The organism is Vibrio metschnikovii CIP 69.14 (assembly GCF_000176155.1).
GTDB lineage: Bacteria > Pseudomonadota > Gammaproteobacteria > Enterobacterales > Vibrionaceae > Vibrio > Vibrio metschnikovii.
The window spans coordinates 928527-943993 of sequence record NZ_ACZO01000006.1; the positions used below are offsets into that span (position 1 = coordinate 928527).

The following is a 15467-nucleotide window of genomic DNA, read 5'->3' on the forward strand; positions in this document are numbered from 1 at the left end:
ATGCGAACCGTGTTACGTATTATCCTAAAAGGTTAATACTTTAATATAAACAACTTACATGAAGAGTAGCTTACTCTTCCTAAAACAAGAAAGCATAAAAACAAAGTTTTATGCTTTCTGAGAGTATATTGACCTTTCAAGGGATTTTTCTATAAACCATGAAGCATTAACACAAAGTAAAGATAGGCACATGCATCGTGGTTCAGCACCAACCAGAACTTACGTTACTGCCATCACCCATGTATACGGCTCGAACAGTCAATAAGGCCTAGTATCTCCTTAACTAAGGCTCTAATACCATAGGATAGCAATCTCTTGAAACATTAAGCCACTATCCAATCACACTATGTTTAATCCGCCGACTAGATTGGCGAAGCATTGAGTGATTAGAACTTCGCTTTGATCTCCTTCACTAAAATAGGCTCATCAAGCAATACTTTTTTCGGTAGCGTAGCACGTAGCATAATATAGCCCGCCAGCGCCGCGGCGGTTGACCCAATCAAGATACCTAAACGGGCATAGTTATCCAAAATAAGATGAGCATGACCGAACGCTAACGAAGAGATAAAGATCGACATCGTAAAGCCGATACCACATAACACCGAGACAGCAAAAATATGCCGAGTATCAATACCTTCTGGTAACTTTGTCATCCCTAACTTGACGGAAATCCAGCTAAAGGTAAAGATGCCAAGCGGTTTACCGACAAAAAGCCCTAACGCGACACCAACAGGTAACGTTGATGTTAATCCCGCTAACGAGATCCCTTCTAACGAGATCCCCGCATTCACAAAAGCAAACAGCGGTAGAATGGCAAACGTTGACCATGGATGTAACCAATGCTCTAAGCGCTTTAATGGTGATGGAGAGGTTGCCTGTTTACCTTTCAAAGGAATCGCAAAACCGATCATCACGCCAGCAAGGGTGGCATGAATCCCTGACTGTAGGACAGCAAACCATAATATTGCGCCAAGTATCAAGTATGGCACTAACGACGTGACCTTGTAACGATTAAGTAAGTATAAACCACCAGCCGTCAGTAAACCCATTGCTAACGCGAAACTCGATAGCTCACTGGTATAAAATAGGGCAATAATAATAATCACGCCAAGGTCATCAATAATCGCCAACGCTAATAGAAAAGCCTTCAAACTCACAGGCACTCGATTACCCAGTAACGCCATGATCCCCAAAGCAAAGGCAATATCGGTGGCCGCAGGAATCGCCCATCCCTGGCTTGCCGTAGGATCCGCTGAATTAAACCAAGTGTAGACCAATGCCGGCGCTAACATTCCCCCTAAAGCAGCAATGGCTGGGAATAAAGCCTGCTCTTTTGATTTTAGCGATCCTTCGATTAATTCGCGTTTTACTTCTAGGCCAATTAATAAAAAGAAAATCGCCATCAGCCCATCGTTGACCCAATGAGAGAGAGACATACCGAAGACATAAGCATGCAGAGCATGCTGATAAAGCTCATTAACAGGTGAATTGGCAATCAACATAGCCGCAATAGCAGCCATAACTAATAACACTCCACCCGCGGCTTCTGTTTTAAAGAAACTACGAATCATGCGTATCATGGGGATATCGTCCTTTGTGATGATAAGAATCAACGATGAAATGTACCTAACGACACTAAACACAATAAATCCGGTACAAGAAGATGAGATTGAGTCTACTCACTCGCTGCTCGGTTTAAAAATCGCTTCTAATGAAACTAAACATCGGAAAATACGATCTATAAAGGTAAAACAAACGTAATTTCCGTTGTTAAAACAGACAAAAATAATGTAATAAAATATGTTCCCCCAAAAATTACATCAAAAGACCATTTATAAAAATAAAATTTATCAACTAGTTAAAATGACAATATCAATTTTAAATGAGGAAAATCAGAATCCGCAAGAAGTCAAGACACGATAAAATGAACAGTCATGCTTGTACCGGTAAACATGAGGTAAAAATAGAAGATGGGGAGATAAATCAACTATTGAGTCGTCATACCCGTCATTCCGCAGCTAATTCAATAATAAAAATAGCGTGATCTGGCGATCAATTTTTAATAAAAACCACGGTACCATCTTGACCACGATCGTCAGTTTTGATCTATTACTGCTATTTGACGGTCTCAAAATATGTCTACTCATCCTGTTATTAAACGCTTAGATCACCTTGGCCTCATTGCCGCCTTTTGTCACGAAATTGGCCTGCCACGGATGATAGATGCCGTTATCCCAAAATATTCTGACCACAATGTTTCTCATGGTGACGCGGTATTGGCCATGCTCCTAAATGGACTTGGCTTTCATAGCAGAACACTGCACATGTTCTCGGACTTTTTTAAGACCAAGCCTGTGTCTAAGTTACTCGCCAAAGACATTGAAGCACACCACCTTACTGATGATGTACTAGGGCGCACCTTAGATGCTCTATACGAAGCCGATGTCTCCGCGCTCTATCAGGTTATTGCTGAGCGTGTTGTTGATAAACTCGGTTTGACTACCGATTCTGTTCATCTTGATATCACTAGCTTTCACGTTGATGGTGAGTATGCACAAGATGAAAACACCAACGTGATTAAGCTTGTAAGAGGTTATAGTCGGGATCATAGGCCAGAGCTTAACCAAGTCGTGCTTGAACTCATCTGTGAAAGCCAAGCAGGTATTCCTGTTTACATGCAAGCACTGAGTGGCAACACCAATGATGCCAAGGCATTCGCTGAAGTGACTAAAAGACACATACATTGCCTAAAAGCCGCGCAAAACAGTCGTTACTTTATCGCTGATGCCGCCTTGTACACCGAAGAAAGCATCTCCTCGCTAGATGAGCAAAATCAAAAGTTCATTACCCGTGTACCCATGACCATCAAGCTCGCAAAACAAGCACTACTTGCGCTAGAGCCAGAGCAATTAAGCGCTATCGGTCATGGCTACTCAGGATGTTGGATAGACTCGGATTATGGAAAGGTCAATCAACGTTGGTTGCTCGTTCACAGTGAACAGGCCACCAAGCGGGAAGAAATTACTTTCTTCAAGAACTTAGAGAAAAACATAGCAAAAGAAATCAAAGCGTTGGAAAAGCTAAGTAAAAAACCATTCGCTTGTGAAGTTGACGCAGAATTAGCGTTTAACGATTTCAAGAAACAATGTGACTTACTAGGGTTTGAACAAGGCACTCTCATCAAACTGCCGACTTACTCTCATTCGGGCCGCCCAAAGACAGATGAAGCACCGACAGGATACCAATACTTTATCGAAGCCGCCCCCTTCACCGACCTAGAAAAAGTAAAACTGGCTAAGCTCAAAGTAGGCATGTTTATCCTCGCGACAAATGACACCGACAATGAAGAACTCACCATGACGGCTCTTCTAGCACATTACAAATCGCAACAAAAAGTCGAGCGCGGCTTCCGCTTTCTAAAAAGCCCTGAGTTTTTAACCTCTTCCATCTTCTTGAAAAAGCCTGAGCGCATTGAAGCGTTGCTAATGATAATGACGTTAAGCTTGCTTGTTTACGCCGGTTTAGAACACAAAATCAGAGAGCAACTCGTACAAACCGAAGCATTCTTCCCAAGTATGGTAAAGAACAAGACGACAGCAAAACCGACGGCACGTTGGGTCTTCTTGCAGTTCGAAGGCATTGATACGTTAGAGATTAACGGCCAACGGTTCATCACTGGACTTCAAGATCACCAAACACAACTACTCAAGTTACTCGGTAGATTCTATGAGGTAGTTTATTCCTAAATTAGCTGCGGAATGTCGGGTCATACGCTTAAACGTTGAACACAATAAAAGGCATGAGCTAGGGTCTGTTAACCTTTCGAGCTGATTTTTACAGTAGTTAGTGGTTTTTTATACAAGGCATAAGCGTTGGAATGTAGTAACGCTACCTGATAAGCCGATAACGCGGCAGAAAGAAGCCACCAACGCTGCCCGAAGGATTAGGCCAAAATACACGGGCTACGATCAAACTAATAACCCGTCAGCTGCATAAAACCACGAGCAGAATGCGAGCCTTGAGAATGAATGGGCCCTTGCCAATAAGGCTGGGTGAAGTCTAACCACAGATTAGGATTCAGTGGACTCAAGGTAATATCGATATTTTCTTTAGCGATCACGACCTGCCATTGCAAAGGTAACGTTTTTCCATTGGCAAGTTTGACTGATGGCAGTGGTATCATCTTGATTTCTTGCTCAGTCAAATGAGTCACCTTTCCATCTTTACTCGCCAAGGTGCCATAAATATGAGGTCTTTGATGCAGGTAGCGATGTCGAGTGACACTCAACGTTCGCTGTTGATCAAGGTGTAATACAAACCAATCTAAACCTTGCTGCTCTTGGCCTATCAGGCGGCTGCCCCACTCTTTACTTATCCATGCCTGGCCACGTACGGCTATCGGTTGTGTATAAGGCGTTAAACGTAATGTACCTTGGATAGAGACAAATGGCGCATATACCGAGTAAGAAGCCAGTGATGAATGATGATTTTGTCGCCGCTGAAACCCTTGTTCGCCCGGTAAGATATAAGGACCTTTAGGTGTCATATGCATCGCCAACTGAAAGTTATCGGTGGCAATATCTAACTGGCTCGGCAATGGCCCCGCACTTAATGATCGCCAATGCCAGTTATCGATCCACATCCGAAATGGCGGTGTTGTCACATCGGCTTGACCAATCCCCCCTCGAGCAATACGTTGCTCTTTCCAAACTTGATAAGCATTCGCCACCGCAACATGCGATAAAAATAGTTGCGAATTTTGCCAGCCGACGCCTTGCTCGGAATCGTTCGCCAACTTAAAGAAATTCCATACTATCCCGTATTCTTGCCCCTGTTCATCTTGTACATTAGCGAAAACATGCCACCATTCATGTTGATACTGGGGATGCAAAGCAAAATCTTGTGGCAAACGAACGGGATTATCGGCAGAGGGAAAAGCAAAAACCTGTTGCTCATCGATGGAATGAGTCACCGATGACAAACGGTCAGCCGATAAGGTCAAAAAATGACTGACAAGGAATCCAATCAATAAACCAAGTGCGACCAAAACAACCACTATCAGCCATCGCTTGTGATTCATATTATTACTCATAATGCATCCCTTAGTGATTTAATCGCCGACTGACGAACTAAACGCATCACAGGAAGCGCCCCAGAAATAATCAGCGCCAGCATCGATAACATAGCCGTTTTTGCATAAGCGGCTGGCATCAGTTGCAACTCAATACTCCATCCAAATGAGTAACGGATCACCACATCAATCACCAGTGTTGCTAATGCCAAACCCAGCGGCAAGGCAATCAATAAGGAAATCAACCCAAAAACCAATAGCTGTAACGCACCAATCACCACTAACTCTTTACCTGATACACCCAAACAACGCAAAAGGGAGATATGCCGCTGACGAGAGACCTCTCCCGCTAAGGTTGCAAAGAATATCCCACACACAGCAATAAACAGCGTAATGTTACTTAAGCTATCAGCGATAGCAAACGTGCGATCAAATACCTGCATGGCTTGATGATGAATAGAACGGTTATCAAATACACGCTCAGAATTAAGACGAAAGACACTATTTAAGCGTTTCAATAATGCTTCCCCCTCCGTTACCTGACCAGCGTTAAGCGTTACCGCTAAAGAGACATTGCCGCTACTCATAAAACCGTGCAACCAACTTTGGTGAGACATCATGACTTGATGGTAGGGATTACCATAATCATAATACACCCCGACCACTAACCAATGTTGTCCTAAAGGCATCGATAAATCGATATAGTCACCCGGACGAATGCCAAGCCGTAACGCCATTGATTCGCTAATCATTACGCTGCGAGATTGATGAAGAAGATACCAATAATCCGGAACACCGACTTTAATGGTTAATGATTGCCGCTCACCTTCAGAATCGCCTGTACTCACCATTTGGATCATACCTTTGTCACTGGCGAGATCTTTTTCCCAACGATGCCAGACTTCTTGCACTTCAGGTTGTTGAGTCAGCCATTGTGTCATCCGTGCTGCCGAACTATTGGTTGGATAAAGATAAATATCCGCGGCTAATCGTTGATTCAACCATTTATCCGTGGTGTCTCTAAAACTGCCGACCATGGTTTCTACACCAATATTCGCCGTCATCGCCAACATGAACGCCATGGTCGCAACGCCTCGATAACTCATGCTGGCAGCGGCATCCGCAAAAAACCAACGTATTTTTACGCCACGTAAAGTATAAGAAAAACTGACAAACAGTTTCCAAATAAAATAAGGCGTTAACAACGCGGCGCTGAGGAGCATTAAGGTAATGATCACAAACCCAGAGGTTTGACTTTTCGGTGCTTGATAAATCGCGATGGCTGAGACGAGCAAGCCACAAGCCACTAATCCTTGAAAGGTAAATTCTGAGCCAGCAAAACGAACCATCGACAAACGTGTGGTTAATCGGATCGGTTGAGACTTGAGCAGACGAATTAACGGCCAAGCACAAGACGCTAATGCAGCGCAAGTAGCCATCAGTAAACTATAGCTACTCCAGCGCCAGCTCCACCCGACGGAAAGTCCTACGTTTGCATCATACAAATTGCTTAAACTAGCAGATACCGAGGGTAATAATTGGTTGGCCAAAACTAACCCCAAAACGTTACCACATGCCCAACTGATTAAAATCAAACCGATCAATTCTATCGATAGCGCTTGCGCTAATTGCCAACCAGAAACTCCGGTTTGTCGTAAGATCCCCACTAATGGCTGACGCTGAATTAACGATAACGACATGGCTTGATAGAAAATAAACATACCGACTAAAAAAGACAGCATACCCAGTGCGGTTAAGTTCATATGAAAAGCTTGGGTGAGAGACTCTAACTCACTACGCGTGGTACGTACTAACGCCATTCCACTGGGTAAGCTATCGGTTAATCTTTGCAATTTCTCTTTTGGCATATCACCGCAAGCAATCACCGATAACCCAGAGCTTTGACGAATACTACGCACCAATGAAAGGTCGGCAACGACTCGTGTACCATGAATCAACCCATTGGTATCAATCAATAGTGGGCCAAGTAGGCTGCCATCTTGTAATGAAATGTAGTCGCCATTATTCCAACCTTGTAACGTTGCAAAGCCATCACTGACTAAAATCGGATGTGGCGATTTAAATAAGGCTAACGTACTGATTTCACTTAATGACTGACGATTATTAAGAGGGAGCATCGCTACCGGATCAATCCCTAAAAGCGAAAACTCCGTCCCAGTTATCGTGGTTAAGCGATAATGATCAATAGGCACACATTGATGGAAACCTTCTCGACGTAACTGAACGTAAAAACCTTGAGGAATTTTATTAGCAATATGTTTCGGTCGAATGCGATAAGGAAGAGGATTGGCAAACAGTTTTTCACCATGCTGATAGCTTTGTTTTGCATGATGATTAATCGCCGTCACACCAACTAATAAAGAAACACTGAGTGTTAAACCCAACCAGACGAGAAAAATTTGTAACGGGTAGCGACGATAATGCCCAAGTAACGCTTTAACTACGGGCAATAACATGCAACCTTCCTCCTTGTAAGCGAATACAACCTTCCATGTGCTGCGCCACTTTTTCACTGTGAGTAACTAACAATAAGGTACATTGTAACTGACGACTCAATGAAGTCAGTAAGCGCATCACTGCTTCAGCATTGCGTTCATCAAGGCTACCAGTTGGCTCATCCGCTAGAAGAATTTTGGGTTCCATATACAAAGCCCGAGCAATTGCCGCTCGTTGCTGTTGACCACCCGACACTTCTTCAGGATAACGACCTAAAAGCGGCATTAAATCTAACGAGGAGAGAATTTGTCTCAATAAACCTTGGTCTTCGGGCAAACCTTTGAGTTGCCGACAGAAGCGGATATTATCGGCGACATTTAAAGTCGGCAACAGGTTAAACTGTTGGAATATATGACCAATATTATTACGCCGAAAGGCGGTGCGTTTATGCTCTGATGTACTGTGCATCGCAAAGCCGGGAAACCAAATCTCCCCCGAGTCAACACTATCTAAACCAGCGATCAAATTGAGTAAGGTGCTTTTGCCAGAGCCACTCTCCCCCATTAATGCCAACTGATCACCTTGATTTAACGTCAACTCTGCACCTTGCAACACAGGGTGGAACTCATCACCATCCACAAAACCTTTGCTCAGGTCTATCAGCTGTAACATTAAACCGCTCACACCATTGCTTAAAATTAGGATTGAGAATCTACACTAAATCCCTTCGGGTAGGAAGTATTTTGGCTGTAGATCACAGAATATGAACATAATTGCACCAACTTGTTGTTATGTGTCTAATTTCCTATCAAATTCCGCATCCATTTTTTACTGATCATTCGCCATAATGAGCCGACCCATTTGATCAATTCTTCGACTAAAAACAACAAATAAATCCACTCAGGTTTAACGTTAAAATAGATAGCGGCAATCGCCGCCAGAGGGATACCGATAATCCACTGCGCGACCACATCTTGTCCAAGACAAAACTTGACATCGCCTCCAGCACGAAGGACTCCGACAATCACTGTCATGGGTACTGAACGCAAGACAATACCAAGGCTTAAAATCACAATGAATTTTTCTGCTAACTGACGAGTTTCTGCGGTCAGAGCACTAAACGCATTTAAGATAGGGATCTGCACAATAAACAGAACCATAGCAACCAGTATCCCAGACAGCAGACTCAGCACCGTAACACCAATGGCTTGGTAATAAACCGCATCATACTGCTTAGCGCCTAACTGATTGCCGATCAGTACTGCGGCCGCATTAGACATACCAATTAGAAAACTCAAAGAAATCGATTCAACAGGCGTCATGACGGATAAGGCAGCCAGCCCCTGCACTCCACTTTGGCCCATGATGGCGTGGTAAACAAATAACCCCCCAGCCCATGCTAAAAAGTTAAACGTCGTCGGGAGTGATAAGCGTAGAAATCGTTCAATGGTTTGCCAGACCATAACCGCTTTTACATCAAGTAGTCCAAAAGCTAATAGATGCTTTTTCCAATATAAGTAACCATACAAACAGCCCACTTCAAGAAAACCACTGAGTAACGTTGCAATCGCTGCGCCTTGAATGCCGAGTGCTGGAAAGCCTAATTTGCCGAAAATTAGCACCCAGTTCAAAAATACGTTGGCCAGAATCCCAATACCACTGAAAAAAGTACTAATGCCTGGCTTATGCATCGCACGTAGGCCAACCGCCATACTACTGACACAGGCAACCGCTAACATGCTAAAAGAGGTAATAACGAGATATTGACTGCCCAGTTGATTAACGAGAGCCGAATCGGTGGTCAATGCCATAATTTGCTGTGGAAAAAATAAAAATAAACCCACCGTTAATACCGCAAACAACATCGACACCAACCAAGTTAAGGCGGTACTTTCTCTCACCCCCTGTTTATTCGCTGCTCCCCAATATTGAGCGGTTAATAGTGCCCCACCTGTCGTTACTCCTACGAGCATAATTGTGGTCACGAACGTAGCTCTTGCCGCCACACCAACCGCCGCAATTTCTGCCTCACCGAGCTGCCCCAGCATCAACACATCCACTAGCCCGCGGCTAGAAAACATAATGCTTTGTAAAGTAATCGGCAAAGCAATCGCTATCAAGCGACGCAAAAAGTCACCTTTGGTGTAATATATCACTTGTGAAACAACGGACAACGGAGCACCTCAATGGCAAACATTAACGAGAAAAAGGCATTTTGAGTCGCATCAATACCAATCGCAGGGCCGTTTCATCGAGATTACTGGACCAAATGATATCGCTACAACGTCAAGTTAGAAGGCTGAATAGTGGCTGAAGATTATACGCTCAAGCCTTAGCCTATCCCAAGGAATAAAAATGAAAAAAGTATTAGTATTAGGTGCTTCAGGTTACGTCGGCTCTCAGCTTATCCCTTTATTACTTGAACAAGGTTATCAAGTCACCGCTGCGGCTCGGCAAGTCGATTATTTTACCGATCGCACCCCTAAACATAAGAATCTCACCATTATTTATCTTGATTTAGCCAATCAACAGCAGACTTGTCACTGGGTCAAACAAGCGGACTTAGTCTATTTTTTAGTGCACGGCATGGCCCAAGGCGGCGATTTTATCGACTACGAATTATCCCTAGCGAATAACATGCGTGAAGCTTTACAACACAGCCAAGTCAAACACGTCATTTATCTTAGTGCTTTACAACCACCATCCGGCCATTCTGACCATTTAGCCGCTCGACAAAAAACTGGCGAAATTTTACGTCAAAGCCAAGTTCCCGTAACCGAATTAAGAGCAGGAGTGATCATCGGCCCTGGCTCAGCGGCTTTCGAGATCATGCGCGATTTTGTTTATAATTTACCCATTCTGATCACACCGCAATGGGTCGATTCAAAAGCCAACCCGATTGCTTTAGCTAATCTTAACCATTACCTGTTAGCGCTTGCTCAGGAAACTCCCGAACAACATCAACAGTTTGAAGCGGGTGGCCCCGATACCCTCACCTACCGTGAACAATTTGAAGTTATTTGCCGATTAGCCAATAAACCCTTTCGGCTTTGGTCTACTGGTTTACTCACCCCTCGAATGGCCTCTTACTGGCTTGGATTAGTCACCTCGGTTCCGTCGAGTATCGGACGAGCCCTATTAGATGGCCTTGCCCATGATTTTATTGCCAATAACGATGCGCTTCAGCAACGTTATCCACAAACGATGATTGGTTATTACGATGCGGTGAAGTCCACCATCGAACAAGAGGGTACCTTTGTACGCAGTAATGTCTGGGGCTTTGACCCCGGCGCAATGCAGCGTTGGCAACCGGGGTTTGGATTTTATCCTAAGTATACCGGCGCAACCATAACCACCGATGCCACTGCAGAACAGCTCTGGAAAGTCGTCAAAACCATGGGCCAGCGCGATCAAGGCTATTTTTTTGCTAATTCGTTGTGGCGAACACGTGAATGGCTCGATGTGTTATTTGGTGGAGGAAAACCGGTTCGACGCAGCCCACCAGGAACCGAGTTACAAGTGGGCGATTTTATCGACTCATGGAAGGTGATTCGCTGCCAGCCGCCGCGCTTTTTGTCTTTATTGTTTGGCATGAAAGGGCCTGGCTTAGGGCGTCTGGAGTTTGCCATTAAAGATCTTGGTGAACAACGTGAACTGACTATTACCGCATGGTGGCATCCACAAGGGTTTCGTGGCCTTCTTTATTGGTTTGTGATGATGCCTGCGCACCTATTTATTTTCAAAGGTATGGTCAGAGCGATCGTGAAAAAAACCAAAAAATGAACCCGTGGGTGTCACTGACCGACGGATGAGTTACCCCGGTCACAATCACGGCGAAAACCCTCGACAGTGCGTAGAATTGACACTATTTTACATTGATAATATCAATGCCAACTTATAATAAATAACACAAGGGTATCAATGTGAACGTCATATATCGATGGATAAGCCTACTCTGTATTGGATTAATATCCTTTCACACACCAGCGACATTCGCCAATAGTGGCTATACCGAAACCCGCTACCCATTGGTACTGGTCCATGGCATCTTCGGTTTTGATAGTATCGCCAAAATAGATTACTTCTATGGCATTCCTCATGCACTCAGTAAAGATGGTGCTACCGTATTTACTGCGCAAGTCGCAGCCGCTAACCGCTCAGAAGTACGCGGCGAGCAACTATTGGCACAAGTTGAAACCATTCTAGCCCTAACCGGCAAAGAGAAAGTCAATCTTATCGGTCACAGTCAAGGCAGTCCAACCGCTCGTTATGTCGCCTCAGTGCGTCCTGATCTGGTTGCTTCGGTGACTAGCGTTGGTGGTGTTAACTGGGGATCGCGAGTCGCTGATATTGTGAGAAATACCGTACCAGAAGACTCGATTTCTGAGGCCTTAGCCGTCAAAATCACCAATAGTTTTGTCACTTTGATCAACGTACTCTCCGGTGGCAAAGGGCTAGAACAAGATGCCTTAGCGGCGCTCGATACCTTAACCACGGAAGGCTCATTGGCTTTTAACCGTCATTATCCAGAAGGCGTTCCGACAACCTATTGTGGGCAAGGTGAAGCGATCGCCAGTAATGGTGTTCACTATTTTTCTTGGACTGGTTCATCGGCCATTACTAACTTGCTTGACCCCACCGACATCCCTATCGGAGTTTTAAGCCTTGCTTTTGATGAACCCAATGATGGCTTGGTCTCTGTCTGCAGTAGCCATCTTGGTCAAGTCATTGGTACCCACTATAAAATGAATCATCTCGATGAAGTCAATGGGCTTTTAGGCATTCGCCATCTTTTTGAGGTTTCACCCGTTACTCTTTATCGTCAACATGCCAATCGTTTGCAACAACTTGGACTGTAATGATGCGTTATAAACCCATGATGGTTGCCCTAGCACTCGGAGTATTGATAGTGACATTGTCACCAATATGGTTGCATGATGATCAACCCGTGACCGCCCAACCACCGAGTGTACTGAAAAGTGACGTTGATCTTTCCTCCCCTCGCGATTTCTTGAATTATCTGGTATCAGAAATGGATCAGATCGATGTTAACTTATTAAAACAACAATTTGCGCATTATATTGATGAAAAAATCAGCTTTGATGAGCCTTTGTTTCATCAATTAATCGACTATCACCACGCTCTCGATAAGTTAAGCTTTTCATCACTGAACGGACTCGCTGCAGATTGGCAACGTCTGCATGACAAAATCGTTAATCTTCAAGGCGTTCATTTTTCTACCGATCAGCAATCTTTATTTACTGAAGAAAATCGTATTCGACAGCTCGCGATTGATAAACAAAAACTGTTTGAAATCTATCCACAACAAAAAGCGCAACGCTTATGGGATGAGCAGATAAACCAACAACCGGATTACATTCAACGTAATGAACATAATGATCGTTTATTAAAAGCGGTTCTCACATTAGATGAGCAAGATCCACAAGACCACTACCTAGCTTTAAAAGAATGGGTAGATGAAGAAACCATTCAACGTCTTAATCACCTTGGGCAATCAAGACAGCAGTTTGATCAACAGTGGCAGCATTATGTTGAGCAAAGAAAAGTAATTGTTAAACGTTTAGCCGATCATCCTGATCAGCAACAAACACAGTTAGACGAGCTACGTCGTCGCACGTTTTCCGAACAAGATTTACGACGTGTACAAAGTTTAGAACGCATTCACTTTGATCAATAAGCACTTTGGTCAATAAGATAGTGTAAGTAAGGGGTCGAATGAGTCACTCCCCATTGCGGGGAATAATTATTGGATTGATGTGAGCAAACATCATCAACAACTGATGTAGATTCAAAGAGGAAACATTACTTTTATACTTATCAGAGCCACGATAAATCGTCGCTCTGATTTAGGCTAACACGGTGAAATTAAGGGGCTTGAAAAGACAGGGGAATTTCCGCTAATTGGGTCCCTTGATTATCTGGAAAAATCACATATTCGCCATGGTATTTGACGTTTGATTTGTAATCAGTGCGTTTATGAAGCATAAATCCTGCTGCCGCAGCTTTCTCGACAAATCCGGCATGGTGACCACGCACAAACCAGTTCATCGGTTTTATCAAGGCTTCGCCATCAAAACAATCATCACACTGCCTTGAGCAAAGCGCGAAAGAGTTTTGCCCTTCGATAAATATTTGTACTTTACCACAATCCACTAATGGTTCAGAGGTTGAGACTTCCCATCCAGCTTGTTCCATTTCGTCCAAAAAGGCGTCTATTTTCTTATCCGTTAAGTGATTATCGGCATGCTCATTGAAAAACTGGGCGTAATACGCCGAAATACGTCGAAATTGCAACCACAATCCTGATTGATTCCCCTTCGAGCGCCCCGCTTTTTGCCAAACGGTTAAATCATCGCGTACACAGCGGTCAAAACGCTGACTTTTTAAAGATTTGCTCACCCAATGTACTAAAAAATGATTATTTGCCACGGGAGCATTCGCCAACTTTCCAGCAGCGTGTTCTTGCGCTAACTCTTCTAAAGCGCTGTTCACCAGCTTCTGAATTTCTAAATAATACTTCGCCACTATGCGTTTCTTCCCAATGTCCAATAAAAACCCGCAGACAGCACTGAACATGCTGACATCACTAAAATCATTGGCCAAGTCACATCACTTGGCATTGAGGCAACCACGGCACCAATCACCGAGCCGGTTCCAAAGCGCAATGTACCGGACAAAGAAGAAGCCGTACCAGCGATTCGAGGATAACCACTCAATAATAGTCCCATCGCATTACTGCCAATGGTTGAAATGGTGCCAATAAACAACACCACAAAAGGAACGGTTCCCCATAATCCCCAATCAAGTGCCCAACCAACAAATAAACCAACGCCCGCCAATAATTGAATAAATAATCCAAAACGCAACATAGCATGCGAACCAACGCGTCGCACAAATCGACCATTAATACTGGTCATCGCGATCATCGCAATAATATTGAGCGCAAACAGATAACCAAACTGGTTTGGAGTCACACCATAAATATCAATATAAACAAAAGATCCTGCGGTCAAAAAGGCAAACATCCCCGAAAATGAAAAAGCCCCAGCGAAAATCAGCCCCATCGCCTGACCATTACGGCATAATTGCGCATAGTTTTTCATGGTGTTCATAAATCGCAAGGGTTGACGATTTTCTATTGCCAATGTCTCAGGCACTTTCCAAAGTACCATCGCCATCACGACCACAGCAAAGATAGCCAACACCCAAAAAATGGAGCGCCAACCAAACCAAACAGCTAAATGCCCACCAATCAATGGCGCAACTAACGGCGCAAGTGTAACCACTAAGGTGACAAAAGACATCGCACGTGCAAAGTCTTCTCGATCAAACATATCGCGCACAACCGCCTGAATCACTACTGCGGCAGCTGCACCTGCAAACCCTTGAGCGGCACGAATATAAGTTAATGCCTCGATACCGTGTGTCGTGGCACTAAAAACTGAAGCCACCGCAAATAAAAATACCCCTGACAACATCACCGGACGACGACCATAACTGTCCGCTAACGGGCCGTGCAATAATTGTCCAATCGCAAAACCTGCCGTATAAGCCGTTAACGTTAATTGCACGGAACCGGCAGTAGTACCTAAATCTTTGGCGATAGCGGGCATTGCAGGTAAATACATGTCGATAGCGAGTGGGGTTAACGCCCCGATAGCGCCCAACACAATAAACAGCAAAAAGCCAAGGCTAGAAGCATCATATTTAGCGGGGGCAGTATTGGAAGTCATAAGTCTCCGTTTTATCAATGAATATGATTTAACTCTGGTCGATAGCCTATCGACCCAATCGCTGATCTTACCGATAAGCAACCCATTTCTTTATTGCGACGAGCTGAGATAAGCGACTGGCTTAAGATAAGCGTTCGCTACGAAGCCGATTGTGTGTTCAAATATAAGGAAACTCGATGGCCGTG

The 15467-nt window shown here is 44.1% G+C and carries 11 protein-coding genes; 4 read left to right on the forward strand and 7 right to left on the reverse strand.

Annotated features, from left to right (window positions below; all coding sequences use genetic code 11):
* Positions 1-386: 386 nt before the first annotated feature.
* Entirely contained in the window at positions 387-1580 is a 1194-nt protein-coding gene (gene nhaA / locus VIB_RS07625) for a Na+/H+ antiporter NhaA (protein ID WP_004395375.1), read from the reverse strand.
* 555 nt (positions 1581-2135) lie between these two features.
* Between nhaA and VIB_RS07635 the strand changes: the two genes are divergently transcribed.
* The gene (locus VIB_RS07635; protein WP_004395376.1) at positions 2136-3746 is read left to right on the forward strand and encodes an IS1634-like element ISSpu7 family transposase; all 1611 of its coding nucleotides are present in this window, start codon (positions 2136-2138) and stop codon (positions 3744-3746) included.
* Between the two features lie 227 nt (positions 3747-3973).
* Here the strand turns inward: VIB_RS07635 and VIB_RS07640 are convergent, their stop codons facing one another.
* The 4 genes from VIB_RS07640 to VIB_RS07655 all read right to left on the reverse strand — a co-directional run bounded on the left by VIB_RS07640 (position 3974) and on the right by VIB_RS07655 (position 9702).
* Positions 3974-5092, reverse strand: coding sequence for a lipocalin-like domain-containing protein (locus VIB_RS07640; RefSeq protein WP_004395377.1), 1119 nt, complete (start codon positions 5090-5092; stop codon positions 3974-3976).
* On the reverse strand, positions 5089-7548 hold the full coding sequence (locus tag VIB_RS07645; RefSeq protein WP_004395378.1) for an ABC transporter permease: 2460 nt from the start codon (positions 7546-7548) through the stop codon (positions 5089-5091). Before VIB_RS07645 ends, VIB_RS07640 begins: the two co-directional genes overlap by 4 nt.
* Positions 7529-8200, reverse strand: a complete 672-nt coding sequence (locus VIB_RS07650) for an ABC transporter ATP-binding protein (RefSeq protein ID WP_004395380.1) — start codon at positions 8198-8200, stop codon at positions 7529-7531. Before VIB_RS07650 ends, VIB_RS07645 begins: the two co-directional genes overlap by 20 nt.
* 125 nt (positions 8201-8325) lie before the next feature.
* Positions 8326-9702 carry an MATE family efflux transporter gene (locus VIB_RS07655; protein WP_004395381.1) on the reverse strand — a complete coding sequence of 459 codons (1377 nt, stop codon included), beginning with the start codon at positions 9700-9702 and terminating at the stop codon, positions 8326-8328.
* Between the two features lie 181 nt (positions 9703-9883).
* On the opposite strand from VIB_RS07655, the gene VIB_RS07660 reads away from it, so the two are divergent.
* The 3 genes from VIB_RS07660 (at position 9884) to VIB_RS07670 (ending at position 13226) form a co-directional block, all read left to right on the forward strand.
* Positions 9884-11311, forward strand: coding sequence for a DUF2867 domain-containing protein (locus tag VIB_RS07660; RefSeq protein WP_004395382.1), 1428 nt, complete (start codon positions 9884-9886; stop codon positions 11309-11311).
* 161 nt (positions 11312-11472) lie between these two features.
* Positions 11473-12387 (forward strand): lipase family alpha/beta hydrolase, encoded by a 915-nt coding sequence (locus VIB_RS07665; protein ID WP_224214109.1) that lies wholly within the window; start codon positions 11473-11475, stop codon positions 12385-12387.
* A 2-nt stretch (positions 12388-12389) separates the two neighbouring features.
* Entirely contained in the window at positions 12390-13226 is an 837-nt protein-coding gene (locus VIB_RS07670) for a lipase secretion chaperone (RefSeq protein ID WP_040904353.1), read from the forward strand.
* Positions 13227-13414: 188 nt separating this feature from the next.
* Here the strand turns inward: VIB_RS07670 and VIB_RS07675 are convergent, their stop codons facing one another.
* Positions 13415-14074, reverse strand: a complete 660-nt coding sequence (locus VIB_RS07675; protein ID WP_004395385.1) for a DUF2913 family protein — start codon at positions 14072-14074, stop codon at positions 13415-13417.
* Positions 14074-15282 (reverse strand): Bcr/CflA family multidrug efflux MFS transporter, encoded by a 1209-nt coding sequence (locus tag VIB_RS07680; RefSeq protein WP_004395386.1) that lies wholly within the window; start codon positions 15280-15282, stop codon positions 14074-14076. The genes VIB_RS07675 and VIB_RS07680 overlap by 1 nt, the downstream gene beginning before the upstream one ends.
* Positions 15283-15467 lie beyond the last annotated feature (185 nt).

Bases quoted from the DNA above. Each gene is read 5' to 3' on its own strand.
- VIB_RS07640 (WP_004395377.1), bottom strand. From the start codon at position 5,092: ATGAGTAATAATATGAATCACAAGCGATGGCTGATAGTGGTTGTTTTG.
- VIB_RS07645 (WP_004395378.1), bottom strand. From the start codon at position 7,548: ATGTTATTGCCCGTAGTTAAAGCGTTACTTGGGCATTATCGTCGCTAC.
- VIB_RS07660 (WP_004395382.1), top strand. From the start codon at position 9,884: ATGAAAAAAGTATTAGTATTAGGTGCTTCAGGTTACGTCGGCTCTCAG.
- VIB_RS07680 (WP_004395386.1), bottom strand. From the start codon at position 15,282: ATGACTTCCAATACTGCCCCCGCTAAATATGATGCTTCTAGCCTTGGC.
- VIB_RS07670 (WP_040904353.1), top strand. From the start codon at position 12,390: ATGCGTTATAAACCCATGATGGTTGCCCTAGCACTCGGAGTATTGATA.
- VIB_RS07635 (WP_004395376.1), top strand. From the start codon at position 2,136: ATGTCTACTCATCCTGTTATTAAACGCTTAGATCACCTTGGCCTCATT.
- nhaA (WP_004395375.1), bottom strand. From the start codon at position 1,580: ATGATACGCATGATTCGTAGTTTCTTTAAAACAGAAGCCGCGGGTGGA.
- VIB_RS07650 (WP_004395380.1), bottom strand. From the start codon at position 8,200: ATGTTACAGCTGATAGACCTGAGCAAAGGTTTTGTGGATGGTGATGAG.